The following is a 16,442-nucleotide window of genomic DNA, read 5'->3' on the forward strand; positions in this document are numbered from 1 at the left end:
TGAAGGATTGGAGGATTGGAGGATTGAAGGATTGGAGAATTGATCCCTGATGAATCCGGGGACTTGTGACTAAATTACTTTTGGTCAGAGTTGGCAACATCTGGCAGTCAAGCGATTTTAGATTGAAGGATTGAAGGATTGAAGGATTGAAGGATTGGAGGATTGAAGGATTGGAGAATTGACCCCTGATAAATCCGGGGACTTGTGACCAAATTACTTTTGGTCGGAGTTGGCAAGAGCTCGCCGATCGCACTACTGCAAATTTGTTAACTTGGCTAAAACGGCGGCGAAGAGAGCGGGATCGATCGGCTTTGTTAAGTGTTCGTTGTAACCGGCGGCGATCGCCAGATCGCGGTCTTGTTCGCTAGCATAAGCTGTCAGCGCCACAGCCGGCAAGCGCTTGATTTTGTCGGATTCGGACGATCGCACTTTGCGGATCAGCGAGTAGCCGTCCTCAACGGGCATACCGATATCGCTGACTAAAATATCCGGCGGCGACTGCTGTAAAATGTCGATCGCCTCCGCAGCCGAAGCAACTGCAGTGGCAGTCGCCCCCCACTGTTGGAGTGTAACAATCAAAAACTGGCGGTTGTCGGGTTCGTCGTCAACTACCACCACCTTTAAACCAGCCAAAATACCCGGACGCATTGAATGGGATTTCCTTTCTCCTCTCAACTGCGGCTGCTGACTCCGACGCTTTTTGACCGGCAGTTTCACCGTAAATGTCGCACCCTTGTTTTTACCCGGACTTTCGGCAGTCACAGTACCGCCGTGGAGTTCCACCAAGTGCCGGACGATCGCCAATCCCAGTCCCAAACCGCTGTCAGCCCTAGTAAGCGATCCGTCTGCTTGTCGGAAGCGATCGAACACGTAGGGCAGAAACTCTTGGGAAATGCCCTTTCCGGTATCCCTGACAGTAATTTGCACGCAATTGGGAATTGAGAACTTGTGCTGAGGGTAGCCGAAGTCTTGGGAATTGGTAACAGCTACCGCAGATAAGTGCACTTCCACAGTTCCTCCAGAAGGCGTAAATTTCACGGCGTTAGTCAGCAAATTCGACACTACCTGCTGCAACCTCTGCGCGTCGCCCCACATCAGGCCGACTTTGGGGTCAAATTCGGACGAAACGGTAACAGACTTGGCCTCGGCGGCGAAACGAACTGAATTCAGAGCCACCTCGATCGTCTTTCTCATGATGAACCAGCCAGGTTTCAGAGCCAGCTTGCCTTGAATAATCCGGGAAACATCGAGCAAATCTTCTACTACCTGTGTCTGCACCCTAGACTGACGCTCGATCGCTTCCAAACCGCAAGCTAAATCTTCTTCCGTGTACGGGCGGGTGCGGAGCCTCTGCGCCCAGCCCTGAATCACATTTAAAGGCGTGCGCAGTTCGTGGGAAAGAGTGGCTAGAAAGTCGTCTTTCAGGCGGTTGATCGCTTCTGCTTCGGCCCGCGCGGCCTGTTCGCGATCGAGCAACTGAGCGCGTTGGGCCTCGACTTGCTTGCGATCGCTGATGTCGGCGACGATCGACATACAGTTGATGTTGCCGTTGCTGTCGCGGACTGGAGTTGCCCACAAACTGATGTCGAGCGAGCTGCCGTCTTTCCTTTGGCGCTGGGTTTCCATGCCGGCGATCGCGTTTCCTGCGCGAATTCTTTTCAAGTTCGCCGTGAATTCCTCCCGCTTGTCTGCAGGAACGCTGGGCACGAATTGACCTACCGCCTCTGATTCTGACCAGCCAAAAATCCTCTCGGCGGCTGGATTCCACATTTTCACAGTGCCGTCGTCGGTACTCAAAACGGTAATTGCTAGGGGACAAGCGCCGATCAAGGCTTCCAAAGTTTGATTGATTTGGGATCGCGCGGCTTCTGCTTGTTTGCGATCGCTGATATCGACGTTCACCCCGATCGTCCGCCAAGGCAAACCGCGATCGTCCTGAAACACCTTAGCCCTGCAAGCAATCCAGCCCACGCTGTTGTCCGGGCGGCAGATGCGGAACTCAATATTTAATTCCTCCTCGGAAGCCCCCGCAGCTTTTACCTGCTGTTCGGTAACAGCGCGATCGTCTGGATGCAGCATTTGGGCCCAACTTTGATAGCTGTCTAAACCGCCGACCGGCAGCCCGTACAACGCCTCTAACTCCGGCGTACACGCGAGCTCGCCGGTTTGGACGTTCAATTCAAAAGTTCCGATTTTGCCTGCTTGCTGAGCGATTTGCAGCCGTTCTTGATTCTTTTTAAGTTCTGCTTCCACCCGCGAGATTTCGGTCAAGTCGATGTAGAATGCGACGATCGTCTCTGCTTCGCGATCGTCCGGGCACAGGGTCGTCCCGCCCATCAGAATCGGCACGCGGCTGCCATCTTTGCGGATGTACTCTTTCTTGAAAGGAGTTGCGACTCCCTTAGCCCGCAGTTCTTGGGCCGCCACGGCGTCGAGGTGCAGGTATTCGGGGGGGGTCATTCTGTCCCACCGCATTTGACCGGAGAGCAAGTCTGAGCGGGTGTAGCCGACCATGTTGAGCAGGCATTGGTTGGCGTAGGCGATGCGGCCGCTAAAATCGCCGATCGCGACTCCGAAAATATTTGACTCGAACAGCCGCCGGAATATGGCTTCGCTTTGCTGCATTACTCGTTTTGCTTGGTTGCGATCGGTAATTTCGGCAACCACGGTGCTGACTCCCAGCAGTGTTCCCGATTCATCGTTCACGGGGTAAAAGCTGACTTGCCAATCCCGCAAAACTCCCGGCTGTTGACTGGTTGCGCCCTTAATTTCCAAGTCGATCGCGGGGGTTTGCGTCGCCAGCACTTGGTGATAAATCGGCTCTAGAATATCGGCCATTTCGGGAATCACTTCTCTAACGGTACGCCCGAGGTGATCTGCGATCGGTCGGCCGTTGATGGCAGCGAGGCATTCGTTGATGCGGGTGTAGCGCAAATTGGTATCGAGAAAGCACAGCCCGACTGGTGTGGTGTTGTAAACTAAGTCGAGTTCTGCTAGTTGGTGGCGAATGCGTATTTCGTTTTCTCGAAGTTGGTTTTGGGCTTGTTTGCGCTCGGTGATATCGAGCACGAAAAATGCTCCTTTGTCTGTGCCTTTTTGCAAGTTTCCGCCGCCGATTAAAATTGGGAAGCGCGTGCCGTCAGAACGGATGAATTCTTTTTCATAAGGCTCGCAAGTTCCGAATGCTGCCACTTGTGTAATGGCTGCGCGATCTAGTTCTCCGTATTCCGGCGGCGTGATATCGATCCAGCGAATCTTTCCCGAAACTAAGTCTTCCCTCGTATATCCGATCATTTCTAGCAAGGCGTCGTTAGCGTCCGTAACTTCGCCGCTGACATCCCAAAAACCGATGCCGATCATGTTAGATTCTACCACGCTGCGGAAGCGCATTTCGCTTTCTTGCAAAGCTAATTCTGTTTGTTTGGATGCGGTAATATCTGTGATAATTAGGCCGACTCCGATTATTTCTTCTCTTTCATTTTTAACTGGGTAGTAGTTGGCTACCCAGTAACTGAAATATCCCGGTTTTCCATCAGGTTCGCCGCTCATTTCTAAGTTTAAAACAGGCTGGCCGGTTTCTAAAACTTGCTGAATTATCGGCGCAAATTTGGCTGCATATTCTGGCAACAATTGCCGGAAGTCTTGGCCGAGATGCTGTTCTATCGGCAAACCGTTGAGTTCTGCTAATACTTGATTGATATGGATGAAGCGCATTTCGCGATCGAGAAAGCAAATCGCTAGGGGAGATGCTTCTAACAGCGCGTCAATTAAGGCAAAGGATTGCGATGTTTGAGATAGTGCTTGCTGCGCTTCAGTGTAAAGTCTGGCGTTGTCGAGGGCGATCGCCACGCGGTATGCTAGGTCTTCTAGCATTGCCATATCTCCTTCACTGTAGCGGCGGCCAAACTTCGAGGTAAAGCAAGTGATGGAACCCATTACGCGCCCGCGAGCCCTCAGCGGTACGCAAGCGTGAGATCCGATATTGAGCGATCGCAATATTTCCATTTCAGCAGCATTTTCGGCTCCTGCTGCTAGAATCTCCTCATCCACTTCGGCAATTAGTTCGGATTTTCCGGTGCGGATTACCATCGGATAGCCGTTAACAGCATTGTCCGCGATCGGACTTCGGATGCTGAAGTTATTAATAGTCTCAACCGTAGAGGGTTCTGCGTGAGCCACAGCGACTAGACGGACTTTTGAGTCGGTTTCGGTCAAATGAATGCAGCACCCGTCGGCGATCGAATTTATTGCTAATTCTGCTACCTTTTGCAGCACCGTTTCCCCGTCAAACGCAGCAGCCAGAATTTTGCTGACTTCTGCTAAAAATGCCGAGCGCTGCTGTTCTATTTCCGCTTTTTCTCTCGCTGTTTGCTCGATTGTTAACTGCAATCTTTGAGTTTCTGCAAGTTTGAGTTCTGTGATATCGCGGGCGACAATTAATGCCGATTCTGGTACGCCTTCTTTGTCAAATTCTGGAACTACGCGGGATTGATAAGTTCTGATCCCGTTGGTTGACAATGCCTGAAATTCAATAATTCTTTCTCGACCTGTTTCTAAAACTTTGTGCAGGATTTCATCCCAACTTTGGCACAGTTCCGGCGGCATTCCTAGTGCTTGACTGGTTTTGCCTAGGAAGAATGAAAGCGGTTTTTCTTGGGTTCTTTCAACTGCTTGATTGACATAAATACAACGCAGTTCTTTGTCAATGCGAATAATTATATCTGGCGTATTTTCTAGCAGCGTTCTCAGTTGCTGTTCGCTGCTTGCCAAAGCTGCTTGCGCTTGTTGTCTTTCCGTGACATCTCTCACCGTGCCCACGTATCCGATGAGTTCGCCGGAGTCGGAGAACATCCGCGAGGAACAAACGTTAATCCAGCGCACAACCCCCTGTGGTGTTTGCAAGCGATATTCGATCCCATATTCCCCACCTTCCCGAGTATAATCCAGCCATCGGGCCAATACGCGATCGCTGTCTTCCGGGTGAATGCAATTCTCCCAACCGTCTCCTAAAAGTTCTGCCAAACTCAACCCGCAAATAGCCTGACAGCGAGGGTTTGCATAGGTGTAGCGCCCCTCAAAATCTGCCATAAAAATGCCGGCCGGCGAACAGGAACTCAAACAGCGAAATCGTTCTTCTTGAGCTTGCAGCGCTTCTTTAGCTACTGTCAGTTCTTCTGTGCGCTCTTTGACGCATTTTTCTAGGTTAGCGTAGGATAAAGCCAGGGCTATTTCTGCTTCTTTGCGGTCAGTAATATCGATGCCAGTTGCGATCACATATTCTACCAAACCCTCGCTATTGATGCTCACCGTATTCGACCAAGAAATGAAGCGCTTGTCGCCGTTTTTTGTGCGCCAATAATTTTGATATTCGCTGTAAGATTGTTCCGTGCCGAGTAGGGTAAAAACTGTTTGAACTGGCTCTATTTCTTCGGGAATTAAAAACAAATCCCAAACATATTTATTAAGAACTTCAGATGTCGAGTAGCCTGTGGTTTTTTCGCAAGCTTGGTTGAAGCGAACAATCCGTCCTTGGCTGTCGAGAACTACAATCAAGCAAGCCGTCGTGTCAACTACTTTTGAAATAATATTGCGTTCTATTTCTAGTTCTTGTTCGATAGACTTTAAGCCAGCATACCAAGCGCTAACCATCGCCGCGGCAAAAAGTAAGATTGCAGGAGTTGCCTTGAGTGCCAACAGTAACACAGTTGTCAGCATTGTTGTCAGTATTAATGCCGTGCCGGCGCTAAATATAGCAATGCTGTAAGATTTAATGGGTAAGGGCAAGACCTGAAAGCGACTCATTTTTGTTGACCTGTAGCGATGGCACGCTCGCGCTAGTTCTTGTGCCGATAAAACAACATTGTTACAACTAATGATTTGTTTTTCTATATAGAAACACATTAGTTGGGACCAGTCATCTTCCCCGAGACAGATTTTGCTAAGGAAGAAGCAAGAAATTTGCCAACGGATTGTTTAACAACGTTAACTGATTTAAGGGATTGATTTTGAGGGAAAAAGGAAGATTTTTCGCACTCTCTCACTCTCCGTCTTTCTCCAGTCGTCAAAACCAAGTAATTTATCTGTGCAGCAGCTTATTATGGATGAAAGGACAAATTGGATGGCCGATTTCTGGGAGTAAATTAAAGTGAATCACAAGCTGGCAAAAATTATCGGATTATTTTTCGCAGCCGCCACCGTCTTCGGATTCATCGGTTACGCCCTTCAAAATCCTAACTCGGCGAGCAATTCAGCGATATCGATCGGCTTTCCCAATCTTACCATCGCGGCCGTCGGGGCGATCGACAACAAACGCGATCAAATTTATCTCAACGGAACTTGGCAATTTGTCCCCGCAGTTGGCGACCCCCAAAACCCCCCCGCCTCCCCAAGCTGGGGTTCCATCTGGGTTCCCGGAGACTGGCAAGAAGAAAACAACGAATTCGTACCCGGAATCATCACTCGCGGCACCGGCAAAGATTGGGAAAACTTCAACAGCAAACAACTCTCAAAAGCTTGGTACCAGCAAACAGCCAACATTCCCGAAAACTGGAAAAACCGCCGCATCTTTATCGACTTAGCCAGAGTCAGCACCGATGCAGTCATCTTTGTCAACGGCGTTAACTGCGGTCAAATCGAATGGCCTTACGGCAATGTTGACATTACCAAAGCAGCAAAACTCGGTCAAAACACCCTATCTATTTTAGTCGCGGCAGTATCCGAGGAAAAAGACAAAGCCGTGATTATGGGCCCCACAGAAATCTACACAAAAAAATCCCACTTGCAATCGCGCGGAATCATCGGCGAAGTGCGACTTTTCAGCGTTCCGTCAGGCCCGCTAATTAGCGACGTATTCGTCCAAACTTCCACCCGAAAAAAGCAAGTTACATTAGATGTAGAACTCAAAGACGTTGCCCAAAATGGCAAAGTTCAACTCACCGCGCAAATGCTCGACGAAAAAGGTAGAGTCGAACAAAAATTTACAGGCACGGCCAGCGTTCAAGCTAAACCAATTCAAACAGTAAAATTGCAGTGGGACTGGCCAAATCCCCGGCTTTGGGATCTCGCCCAACCCAACCTTTACACCCTGCAATTAGAAGTAAAAGGCAGCGGCATTGACACGCAATACAACCAACCTTTCGGCTTCCGCGAATTTTGGGTAGAAGGCCGCAAATTTTTCTTAAACGGAACAGAGTTTCGCCTCCGGCCAGGCTTGCACTCAGACATTTCTTGGGAAAGCGGCACAGTAGAAGTTGCTGACCAATTAATTAACGGCTACATTAAAGCAGGTTTTAATATAGTACAAACTTGGCCTTGGGATCACGACGAACGCGGTCGGTGGCACTTTCGAGAACTGTTTTCCGAAAGGGCAGACCTCAAAGGTTTTCCAATTATGACACCGGCATTAGATATTACTTCTATTGCTTGGAACGGCAAATGGCAAAACCGCCAGTGGAGAGACCGCTGGAAAGTGCGAATGGCGAATGAAATGCGCCGCTACCGCAATCATCCATCAGTATTAATGTGGACGACAAGTCCTAATTTTTTCGGCAACGCTGACGACCAAAATCCCCGCCGCATCGGCAAAACTAAAGTAGAAGGAACTCTCAGTCAGTCGGACAACGAGCGTTTGCGGGTCAACACTCCCCTAGGAAATGACGCTTTAGCTGCTATTAAATCCGCTGACCCCACCAGACCTGTGATGGTACACCAAGGGGCAAACTTCGGCGATGTTTATGCGCTGAATTCTTATTTAAATATGATTCCCTTGCAAGAACGAGAAGAGTGGATTTCTGAGTGGAGCAAAACCGGGGAAATGCCCTACATGGTAGTCGAGTTTGGGACGCCGCTGTTCGCTACAATGATGCGGAACCGCGCAGGTTTCGATCGGGTAATTGTCAGCGAACCTTGGATGACTGAGTTTGCAGCAATTTATTTTGGCAAGCAGGCTTACGAGTTGGAAACTGCCGCTTATAAAGCTAAAATTCGCGAGCAATTTGTCAAGGGTCAGGAGTATCAAAACTGGCATCTTAACAAGGAGTTAGATTTTGCACCAGCTTTTCAAAAGTTGCAGCAGTTATTCAGTACAAATACTTGGCGTAGTTGGCGGACTTTTGGAATGTCTGGCGGGATGATTCCTTGGAGTGACGGACACGGTTGGGAAGTTTCTGATGCTGGCAGAACTCGGGTGGATATTGGGGAATTTCAACCTGGTCGCCGGGGCGTTTATTTGAAACAAGTCTCGAATAATCTTTTGAATTATTTGCAGCCAGAAGGTTACACTATTCATCCTGGGGGCCAGGCAATTATGAACAATAATAGCTCGACTTTGGCTTGGATTGCTGGTGCTAGTCCGGTTTTTACTGCAAAAGATCGCAACTTTTGGGTGGGCGGAAAACTGGCCAAGCAAGTAGTGTTAATTAACGATACGCGGGCGGCGCAAGAATTTGCGTTTAATTGGCGGGTTTTGGTGGCGGGGAAAGAAGTCAAAAAAGGCGATAAAAAAGGGATTATTGACCAGGCAGGCACGCTGTTTTTCCCAATAGACGTAAAAATGCCAAATACCATTTCTAGCAAGACTGACGGCGAAATTCGCTTGACTGCGCGAGTAGGCGATCGATCGCATTCTGATACATTTGCTTTCCGAGTTTTTGCCAATCCAGCAAAAGTCAAGGACACGCTGACAATTTTCGATCCAGCGGGCAAAACATCGGCAATGTTAAAACAATTAGGTTATCAGCTTGTGCCGTGGAACGGTTCGCAAGTTTCATCGCTATTAATTATCGGTAGGGAAGCGTTTTCAACCGGGGAAAAATTGCCCGGAAGTTTAGAAAGTTTTGTGCGAAACGGCGGCAAAGCAATTGTGTTTCCTCAGCGCAGGGAATGGCTGGAAAATACGGGTTTCCGGGTTGCCGCTCACGTCGGCCGCCGCGCTTATCCAGTTGACAGCAACCATCCGGCAATTAGCGGTTTAGACAGTGAAGATTTGCGGGATTGGGTGGGGGAAAGCACGCTGGTTGAAGCTTATCCAGATACGATTCAAACTGCGCCGAGAATGAGTCCGGCAAATATGCCTTGGTACGGCTGGCATTGGGGAAATCGCGGCGGTGTCAGCAGCGCTTCTATTGAGAAGCCCCACCGCAGCGGTTGGCGGCCAATTTTGGAATCTGAGTTTGATTTAGCCTATTCGCCGCTGATGGAATTGGATTACGGAAAAGGGCGGTTGATTTTAAACGAGTTGGATTTGGAAGACCATTATTCGGTAGATGCTGGGGCGGCGCAGTTACTGCAACAAATTGTGAGTTACGGAATAAATTCTCCGGTGGTTGGAAAGCCGGATAAAGTGGTTTTAATTGGGGGAGATGGGGATGCACAGAAGCTAGACAGTTTGGGGGTAATTTATCAGCGCGCTAATTCGCTTTCTAATGATGTTGGTCTGACAATTGTGGGGACAGAAGCGAATCTGAAAGATGCAGATTTGCGCGGTTATTTGAAGGCTGGCGGGAAGGCGTTTTTCTTGCCGCGTCAAGTGCCTGTTGTGGCTTTGGGCGTGGGTTTGCAGCAAGGGAAGGATTTCGGGGGTTCGCTGGCGGTTCCGAGTTGGGATGAAGTGAAGGGGGTTAGCGCTTCAGATTTGCGATCGCGCTCTTTTTATGATACTTGGTTGATTAAGTCTGGGGGAGAAATCGGTGCTGACGGTTTGTTAAGTCGCGTACAAGTTGGCAAAGGTGTGGCGATTTTTTCTCAGATTGAACCGGACATTTTGAATGCGGATACTAAGACTTATTTTCGTTTTACTCGCTGGCGGCAAACCCGGGCAAATGCTCAAATTTTGGGTAATTTAGGGGCGAGTTTTAAGGCGGATACATCTGTGTTTAACGGTTCGAGTCGGGAGTTTTATCACTGGGATTACAGAACGGATTTTGAGAATGGGGACGATCCTTATCGGTATTATCGATGGTAGGATTTTTTAACCGCAGAGGGCACAGAGGACGCAGAGGAAGAGAAGAGAGAGATGAATAATTTAGTCCGGGACGCATTTCGATATAAGAAACCGGGTTTTTTACTAAATCTGTGGTTTGCAACGAAGTATTTTCGTAAAAAAACCCGGTTTCTGGAGTCCGGTGCGTAAGTCCTAATACTGTTAAATATCACAAATCAAAGTGTCGCCTGAAGCGGGGGTCTAGTTTGTCGGTTTTCTGTTGGTTGCAGGTGCGGCAGAGGGTTTGCAAGTTGCTGATGTCGTTGCTGCCGCCGCGGGCTAGGGGGATGATATGATCGATCGTCAGTTGGGTTTCTAGTTTGGTTTGGCCGCAGCTTTGGCACTGGTATTTATTGCGAGTAAATACATATTTTCTGACTTCGGGGGGAATGGGGATTCTGGGGGTTTTGGACATGATTTTTAACCGCAGATGAACGCGAATTAACGCGGATGTTTGATGGATTAGGTGGGTGAGTTTTCTTGATTGAGAAGTTGACGGCGCAAATCATCGAGGGGAGATTCTGGTTTGCTAGTTTCTGATTCGTTGTTTTCTCGTGTTTCTTCAACGTCTGGTTCGTCGGGCCAAAACTCTATAGTGACATTGAGTTTGAGCTTCATCTTTCCTTTCTTCCAGCCATTAGCACCCACTCTGAGAATTTCACAATCTATACCTTGACCAAACCAGTTCTCATAAGCATTAGGTTGTTGGTCAGTATCTAAACCTACATCAATATCTAGTTTCTGTTGGCTTAACGACTTATTGAGTGTCTGTCCTAATCCATATTCTGGCAAAACTCCATTTACTGTTTCCTTGAGTTTTCCTACTTTAAGCATTGCGTTACCAAAAGATAAAGCATCATCATTACCGCAGTTGTGAAAATCAAATTTATCTTCCATATTGATATCTAACCTAATAGGTTTTTTAGCCATGAGTTTTAACCGCAGATGAACGCGAATCAACGCGGATGTTTGATGGCTCAGTCGGCAAATAGTTCGTCATAAATGTCATTTTCCGCACTCAGCCAATCTTGATAAGCTTGGGATGCAAGCATCGGTTGAACAGATTCTTTCCCTGTTTTCAAGAACAGGGCTAGGCTGAGAAGTGTTGCTAACTTATCATCGGAAAGTTGCTCGATTATTCTTAGACCTTTTTGGCAAAGATTCATAGGTTTGATGGATTAGGTGGGTGAGTTTTCTTGATTCAGAAGTTGGCGGCGCAAATCATCGAGGGGGGATTCTGGTTGGCTGGTTTCTGAGTTGTTGTGTTCGGGTGCTTCATCAACTTCTGGTTCGTCGGGGCAAAATTCTACAGCTATTTTAACTCTTATTTTTCCTTTTTGCCATCTTTGAGAACCAAACCTAAGAACTTCACCTTCTATGCCTTCACCAAATAGCACAGATTTTATATCATCTTTGAGGCACGTAGAATTTTGTAGATAGGTTTGAAATTGACCACTACTAATAATTGGATGTTTAAAATAAGAGTTGACTCCTAAATCTTTGTTGAGAGTTACCCATTCGTTTACAAGCCACAAAACTTCTCCGTCGTCTAAGTTGATAAATTTTTCTTCAACGTTATTATTGCTCATAATTTAATCTGGTTTAAGTTAAACGTGGTCTTGGGCGGAGTCAAACGGAGGGTTTATTCTTCAACCCAACCTACTTATAATGATTGTAGAGTATTGCAACATTTTTGGGAATAACCGGGCGAATATAAATCGCCAAAATTGCAATCATTCACCATCCACCGCAACGCTATCATTTTGTCCAATTACAGGCAACAAATGCTCGTGCAACTTCATCGCCTGCAAACAGCTATTAATCCCCGAAACTGCCCGATCGTACTTTTCGATCTTTTCTTCATTCTCCGCTTGCAGCCGCTGGTTGCGGGCAATTTTCTCCTCCGCCTCCTGTGCCAAAGTTTGCTCCAAATAATCGCGGGCTTGACTGTATTTCTGCAAAATATCATCAGCTTGCTTTTGGGCCATCGGCAACAAATGATCTTTCAGCGTCTTATTAACAGTTTGCCGGAAAGTTTGTCGAATAGTTTTCGATACTTTTGGCTCGAAATCCAGTCGCAACAGTTGTCTAATTGCGGGTTGGGCCTCTACCATGTTTTCGCAGTCGTAACCTTGGGATGTTTGCTGCAATGTTTGCCGGAATTGATAAATAGAAAATGTGTCTTCGTCGTAAAAACGGGGACTTTCTCGCACGTAGCGATCGCACTCTACGCCCGCCGCATTTACCAAAGCATCAGAAACCCGCTTTGACAACTCCTCTAGCTGCTGTTCAATTCCCCCGTCGTTACCCAACAACCGATAAAGTAATCGATAGTATTCAGACTTGCGAACGCTGTCTTTTAAATACTGGAAAAAATTGGCAACCAGCGACGCCGTAGACTCTACTAAGATATCTTCTAACTGATTGGCTAAATAGTAAAGAGCCTCAACTAAAACAGCAATTAAAGGTGCTGTCGCATTGCGGGGATGAGTCAGCACAGTGCGGCCGTAAGCTGCCTCAACCGAAAAGCTATCTAGCAATTCATCCAAGCGCCGGATCATCCGAGATTGCAGTTGCCGAAAATCAGTATCGAAAATATCGCATTTATTCATAATCATTTCATTGATTTCTGTGGCGATATGTTCCCGAAAATCCTGTCCGACTTGCTGCAACTCTTGATTTAAGCGTAAAAGTTCCTGTGCTTTCATTGCCTCAATTTCGCGGGGCTGGCTGTCCAAATTCCGCTGGATTGTTTGGTAGTGTTTTCGCAGTTGAATGCACAAGTCTTCCAAGTCGTCAGCTAAATTTTTGAACAGTTGCGGGCGTTTTTCTTCGGTGAGGTAGCGGGTGATGGCTGTGCGAAAATCTTCGATGCCGCTATCTTGAATTAATTGAGCAATTAATGGTTGTCCTTGTTCCGCAAGAATCCGCACGTAATTTTCATTTGGTGTTTCGTAGCTGTTAACTGAAATGCGAAACTTGCTCGGAGATAGCTTGCCGGAATTCGCACAGTAGCGATTAAATTCACTAACAAATTGCGGAGTTTCTTCACTATTACCGAGCAATTCTGAATCTAATATATCATCTCCAGAAACTCGCCCCTCACTTGCGGCAAATATTGTATCTAAACCAAAGCGATCGCGCCCTGTTGTCCCTCGAATCAAACTGCCGTAAAACCCCAACAATCCGCTAGTTTTGTAAACTCTCGCAGTATCGCGAAAGTCGGAATTAATCAGATTTTCTAAGCGCTGTCGCAGTTGAGTGTTGTACCAAGTTTCGTCGATGCGGTTGAAAATGTAAAAAAGCCGATCGCGAATTCCCGGATTTCCCCGCGTCTTTTCCATCAACTCGGTTTCTTCCGTCGTCATTTCCCCAGACGAAGCCGCTTTCAAAACGCAGACAACTGCCGAAGTATCGGGGCTTTCAATCTTATCATAAGTCAATTCTGCATCCCGCTGCACCGGCGCATCAATTCCCGGCGTATCGATAATAATATTCCCATCTTCCAGCAGCGGATGATAACAGTAATATTCTACTCGCTTGAGTACAGCACTGTTGCTACCGCGACGGGCATAGCTAGCAGCTTCTTTGAGATTGGAAAAGTTAAACTGTTCCATCGAGTAGGTAGCGTTTTCGAGAGTTTGGATGCGATCGCGATTGGCCTTAAAACCTTCTAACAGCAGCATCAAAGCCTTAGCTTTTTTGGCTATCTCCGATTTATTCTCGCCGCCTTCCGTTTCAATAATTATGTTACATCCCTGAGACAACAAAGACACTACATCTGTTTGATTAATATTAAGTTCAGTAGCTAAACCTAACTGATGGCAAAGCACAGCAGCTTGCTGGCTAATCTCAAACTCGCTCAAAAAAGTGAGGACAACGCGCTCTTTTTCCGGCTCAGCAAAGGCGATATAACATTCAGTACCTGTCGCGTGTCCTTCAGCACTGTAGAGCAATTCACGCTCCAGCAAAGCATTAATCAGCATCGATTTTCCGGCACTGAAAGCACCCGCAAATACAATCTCAAATTGGGGAGAAATTGCCTTTTTTAAAGAAGCTTCTACCGCTGTAATATCTTGTTGTCGCAAAGACGATTCCTGACGCAGCAGTTGCAGTAAAGAGTCAACTTGCTCTTGCAGATTTGTGCATTGAGGGGGCATTTGAGTCATCGCGGCAGACTGCTCCTGAATTGTGGGAAAATTACCTTATTGTTAATTTTCGGCTAGTTCAGGAACAATCACAACAGTAATTTTACTTATGTTATCCAGGATTGCTGAAAGTGCGATCCTCTTCGAGGGCTGCGCTAACGGCTATTCTGGGGACAAATCATATCATTCACGGTTGTTTGGGAATGATTAAACCGCAGAGGTCGCAGAGGTCGCTCAGGAATATAAGAGAAAGATGAATAATTCCGATACCCAAGGATTTGTTATCATCTATTTACATCCAAGTGGCTAAATCTGATATGTCAATAAAATTTAGCCAAGCATCTCCTAATTTTTCGTACACAATCAGTAGTAAGGCGCGCATTATTGCGCCCCTACAAAATTAAACTGGCGCATTGCGTACTCTACATTAAACCGATAAATCCTGACGCGGTTTAAAAGTCTCAATCTGCCGCAACTTTTCGTATAATTCCCTTTCCTCTTCACTAATTTCCTTGGGAATTAACACCTGAATTTCTACCAATTGATCGCCCCGATCGCCGTTTCCAGTCGGATAGCCCTTGTTAGCCAGCCGCAACCGCTTTCCAGACGTTACTCCAGGCGGCAATTTCATCTTTACCAGCCCGTCCAGCGTCGGCACTTCAATATCTCCCCCCAACACCGCTTCGCTGGGAGTCAGCGGCAATTCGCAGCAAACATCCGACATTTCCAATCGAAAAAATGGATGGGGAGAAACCGTGATTTTCAAATATAAATCTCCGCCGCCTATACCTTGATTTCGCAAGCGAATCCGCTGGCCTGATACCATAGCAGGAGGCAGATTTACCTCGATCGCTCGCCCGTCTTCCAAACGAATTCGCTCGGTTCCCCCGGCATAAGCTTTTTCTAAGCGCAAAGTCAGCCTCGCGTCAATATCTCTTCTGATTTCGCGATCGTCCATTTCTCTAACTTCCCTTCTGATTTCGCGATCGACTGTTTCCCGTCGCATTTCGCGATCGACTATATCCCGCCGCATTTCGCGATCGACTATATCCCGTCGCATTTCGCGATCGACTAAATCCCTTCTAGGTGGGCGAGAATTAGCAACATAACTCGTTTTCTTAGAAGCCGTACTCCACGGTTCCGAGGAGGCTACTCCCGGTGCGTCATTCGCTGTCGCCATCCTCACTTCCCGGCGTCTTCCTAGCACTTGGTCGAGAAATTTATTAAAATCCGAGTAATCGCTAAAATCGACATCTTCGGCCGGTTTCTTGCGGGTATTTTTAGTGTTTCCCCAAGTTTTGAAATTAGGCAGCCGCACCCCTTGCTTGCCTTGAAATCCCTTTTGCTTCCAGAATTTACTAAATTGGTCGTATTGAGTTCGCTTGTCGATGTCGGAAAGAATATCGTAAGCTTCATTAATATCCTTAAACCTATCTTCAGCAGATTTATCCCCCGGATTCACGTCAGGGTGCAACTGTCGGGCTAGCCGTCGATAGGCTTTTTTTATTTCATCAGCCGTGGCATCTTTGGGCACTCCCAAAATTAGATAGTAATTGCGAAAATTCTGCATAGTTGGAGAAGGAAGAAGGAAGAAGGATGAAGGAAGAAGGAAGAAGGAAGAAGGAAGAAGGAAGAAGAAGGAAGAAGGAAGAAGGAAGAAGGAAGAAGGAAGAAGGAAGAAGGAAGAAGGAAGAAGGAAGAAGGAAGGAAGAAGGAAGAAGGAAGAAGGAAGAAGGAAGAAGAAGGAAGAAGGATGAGGGAGGAAGGAAGAAGAAGGATGAGGGAGGAAGGAAGAAGAAGGATGAGGGAGGAAGGAGGAAGGAAGAAGAAGGATGAGGGAGGAAGGAGGAAGGAAGAAGAAGGATGAGGGAGGAAGGATGAGGGATGAGGTTTTATCCTTCTAGTTTGTTGATTGTACTGACAATTAATCGTGTGAGTTCATCTGCTTCTTTGATAACTGGTGAGATTTTTTCTGGTGCTGCTAACCCTACTCTTTCAGAAATCACTAGATGAGTATCCAGTTCTCTGAGCGAACCGAGAGCTATTCGCAAATATCGAATATACTCTTGTCTAGTAACACGCCCATATCCCTCCGCAATGTTAGCTGGTACTGATACAGATGCACGGCGAATTTGACTGGTAATACCATAAAGTTCAGACGAATGAAAAGATTTAGTTAATTCGTAGCAAAGTTGACAAAGATAAATACCACGCTGCCAGATGTATTGTTCTCTATGGGTCATGCAACATAATTTTCTCCTTACTTATCCTAGTAATCTTTATCTAATTCATAGAAGTCTAGTCTAGTAGGAGAG

Annotated in this window: 10 protein-coding genes; 2 read left to right on the plus strand and 8 right to left on the minus strand. The window is 47.1% G+C overall.

Going from position 1 to position 16,442, the window contains the following annotated elements; all coding sequences use genetic code 11:
- Positions 1–252: 252 nt before the first annotated feature.
- Positions 253–5,802, minus strand: coding sequence for a PAS domain S-box protein (locus QUA80_RS08820; protein ID WP_333423306.1), 5,550 nt, complete (start codon positions 5,800–5,802; stop codon positions 253–255).
- A 343-nt stretch (positions 5,803–6,145) separates the two neighbouring features.
- On the opposite strand from QUA80_RS08820, the gene QUA80_RS08825 reads away from it, so the two are divergent.
- Complete coding sequence (locus QUA80_RS08825; protein ID WP_333423308.1) at positions 6,146–9,961, plus strand: sugar-binding domain-containing protein; 3,816 nt, start codon at positions 6,146–6,148, stop codon at positions 9,959–9,961.
- A 187-nt stretch (positions 9,962–10,148) separates the two neighbouring features.
- Here QUA80_RS08825 and QUA80_RS08830 read toward each other — a convergent pair whose 3' ends face one another.
- The 6 genes from QUA80_RS08830 to QUA80_RS08855 form a co-directional block, all read right to left on the minus strand.
- A complete protein-coding gene (locus QUA80_RS08830) occupies positions 10,149–10,394 on the minus strand; it encodes an HNH endonuclease (protein WP_333423310.1) in 246 nt (81 codons plus the stop codon).
- A 47-nt stretch (positions 10,395–10,441) separates the two neighbouring features.
- The gene (locus QUA80_RS08835) at positions 10,442–10,909 is read right to left on the minus strand and encodes a KGK domain-containing protein (protein ID WP_333423312.1); all 468 of its coding nucleotides are present in this window, start codon (positions 10,907–10,909) and stop codon (positions 10,442–10,444) included.
- 47 nt (positions 10,910–10,956) lie between these two features.
- Positions 10,957–11,145, minus strand: a complete 189-nt coding sequence (locus tag QUA80_RS08840) for a hypothetical protein (RefSeq protein ID WP_333423314.1) — start codon at positions 11,143–11,145, stop codon at positions 10,957–10,959.
- A 12-nt stretch (positions 11,146–11,157) separates the two neighbouring features.
- Complete coding sequence (locus QUA80_RS08845; RefSeq protein ID WP_333423316.1) at positions 11,158–11,568, minus strand: KGK domain-containing protein; 411 nt, start codon at positions 11,566–11,568, stop codon at positions 11,158–11,160.
- Between the two features lie 144 nt (positions 11,569–11,712).
- Positions 11,713–14,148 carry a dynamin-like GTPase family protein gene (locus QUA80_RS08850; RefSeq protein WP_333423318.1) on the minus strand — a complete coding sequence of 812 codons (2,436 nt, stop codon included), beginning with the start codon at positions 14,146–14,148 and terminating at the stop codon, positions 11,713–11,715.
- A 406-nt stretch (positions 14,149–14,554) separates the two neighbouring features.
- Positions 14,555–15,697, minus strand: a complete 1,143-nt coding sequence (locus QUA80_RS08855) for a DnaJ C-terminal domain-containing protein (protein ID WP_333423319.1) — start codon at positions 15,695–15,697, stop codon at positions 14,555–14,557.
- A 2-nt stretch (positions 15,698–15,699) separates the two neighbouring features.
- On the opposite strand from QUA80_RS08855, the gene QUA80_RS08860 reads away from it, so the two are divergent.
- Complete coding sequence (locus QUA80_RS08860; RefSeq protein ID WP_333423321.1) at positions 15,700–15,963, plus strand: hypothetical protein; 264 nt, start codon at positions 15,700–15,702, stop codon at positions 15,961–15,963.
- A gap of 56 nt (positions 15,964–16,019) precedes the next feature.
- Here the strand turns inward: QUA80_RS08860 and QUA80_RS08865 are convergent, their stop codons facing one another.
- On the minus strand, positions 16,020–16,370 hold the full coding sequence (locus tag QUA80_RS08865) for a four helix bundle protein (protein ID WP_333423323.1): 351 nt from the start codon (positions 16,368–16,370) through the stop codon (positions 16,020–16,022).
- Positions 16,371–16,442: the final 72 nt, after the last annotated feature.

Origin of the sequence: Microcoleus sp. F4-D5 (genome assembly GCF_036704885.1) — a bacterium.
Classification (GTDB): domain Bacteria; phylum Cyanobacteriota; class Cyanobacteriia; order Cyanobacteriales; family Microcoleaceae; genus Microcoleus.

Excerpts from the sequence above, each read along its gene's own strand:
- QUA80_RS08820 (WP_333423306.1), bottom strand. The coding sequence starts at position 5,802 with ATGAGTCGCTTTCAGGTCTTGCCCTTACCCATTAAATCTTACAGCATT.
- QUA80_RS08850 (WP_333423318.1), bottom strand. The coding sequence starts at position 14,148 with ATGACTCAAATGCCCCCTCAATGCACAAATCTGCAAGAGCAAGTTGAC.
- QUA80_RS08840 (WP_333423314.1), bottom strand. The coding sequence starts at position 11,145 with ATGAATCTTTGCCAAAAAGGTCTAAGAATAATCGAGCAACTTTCCGAT.
- QUA80_RS08865 (WP_333423323.1), bottom strand. The coding sequence starts at position 16,370 with ATGACCCATAGAGAACAATACATCTGGCAGCGTGGTATTTATCTTTGT.
- QUA80_RS08855 (WP_333423319.1), bottom strand. The coding sequence starts at position 15,697 with ATGCAGAATTTTCGCAATTACTATCTAATTTTGGGAGTGCCCAAAGAT.
- QUA80_RS08835 (WP_333423312.1), bottom strand. The coding sequence starts at position 10,909 with ATGGCTAAAAAACCTATTAGGTTAGATATCAATATGGAAGATAAATTT.
- QUA80_RS08845 (WP_333423316.1), bottom strand. The coding sequence starts at position 11,568 with ATGAGCAATAATAACGTTGAAGAAAAATTTATCAACTTAGACGACGGA.
- QUA80_RS08830 (WP_333423310.1), bottom strand. The coding sequence starts at position 10,394 with ATGTCCAAAACCCCCAGAATCCCCATTCCCCCCGAAGTCAGAAAATAT.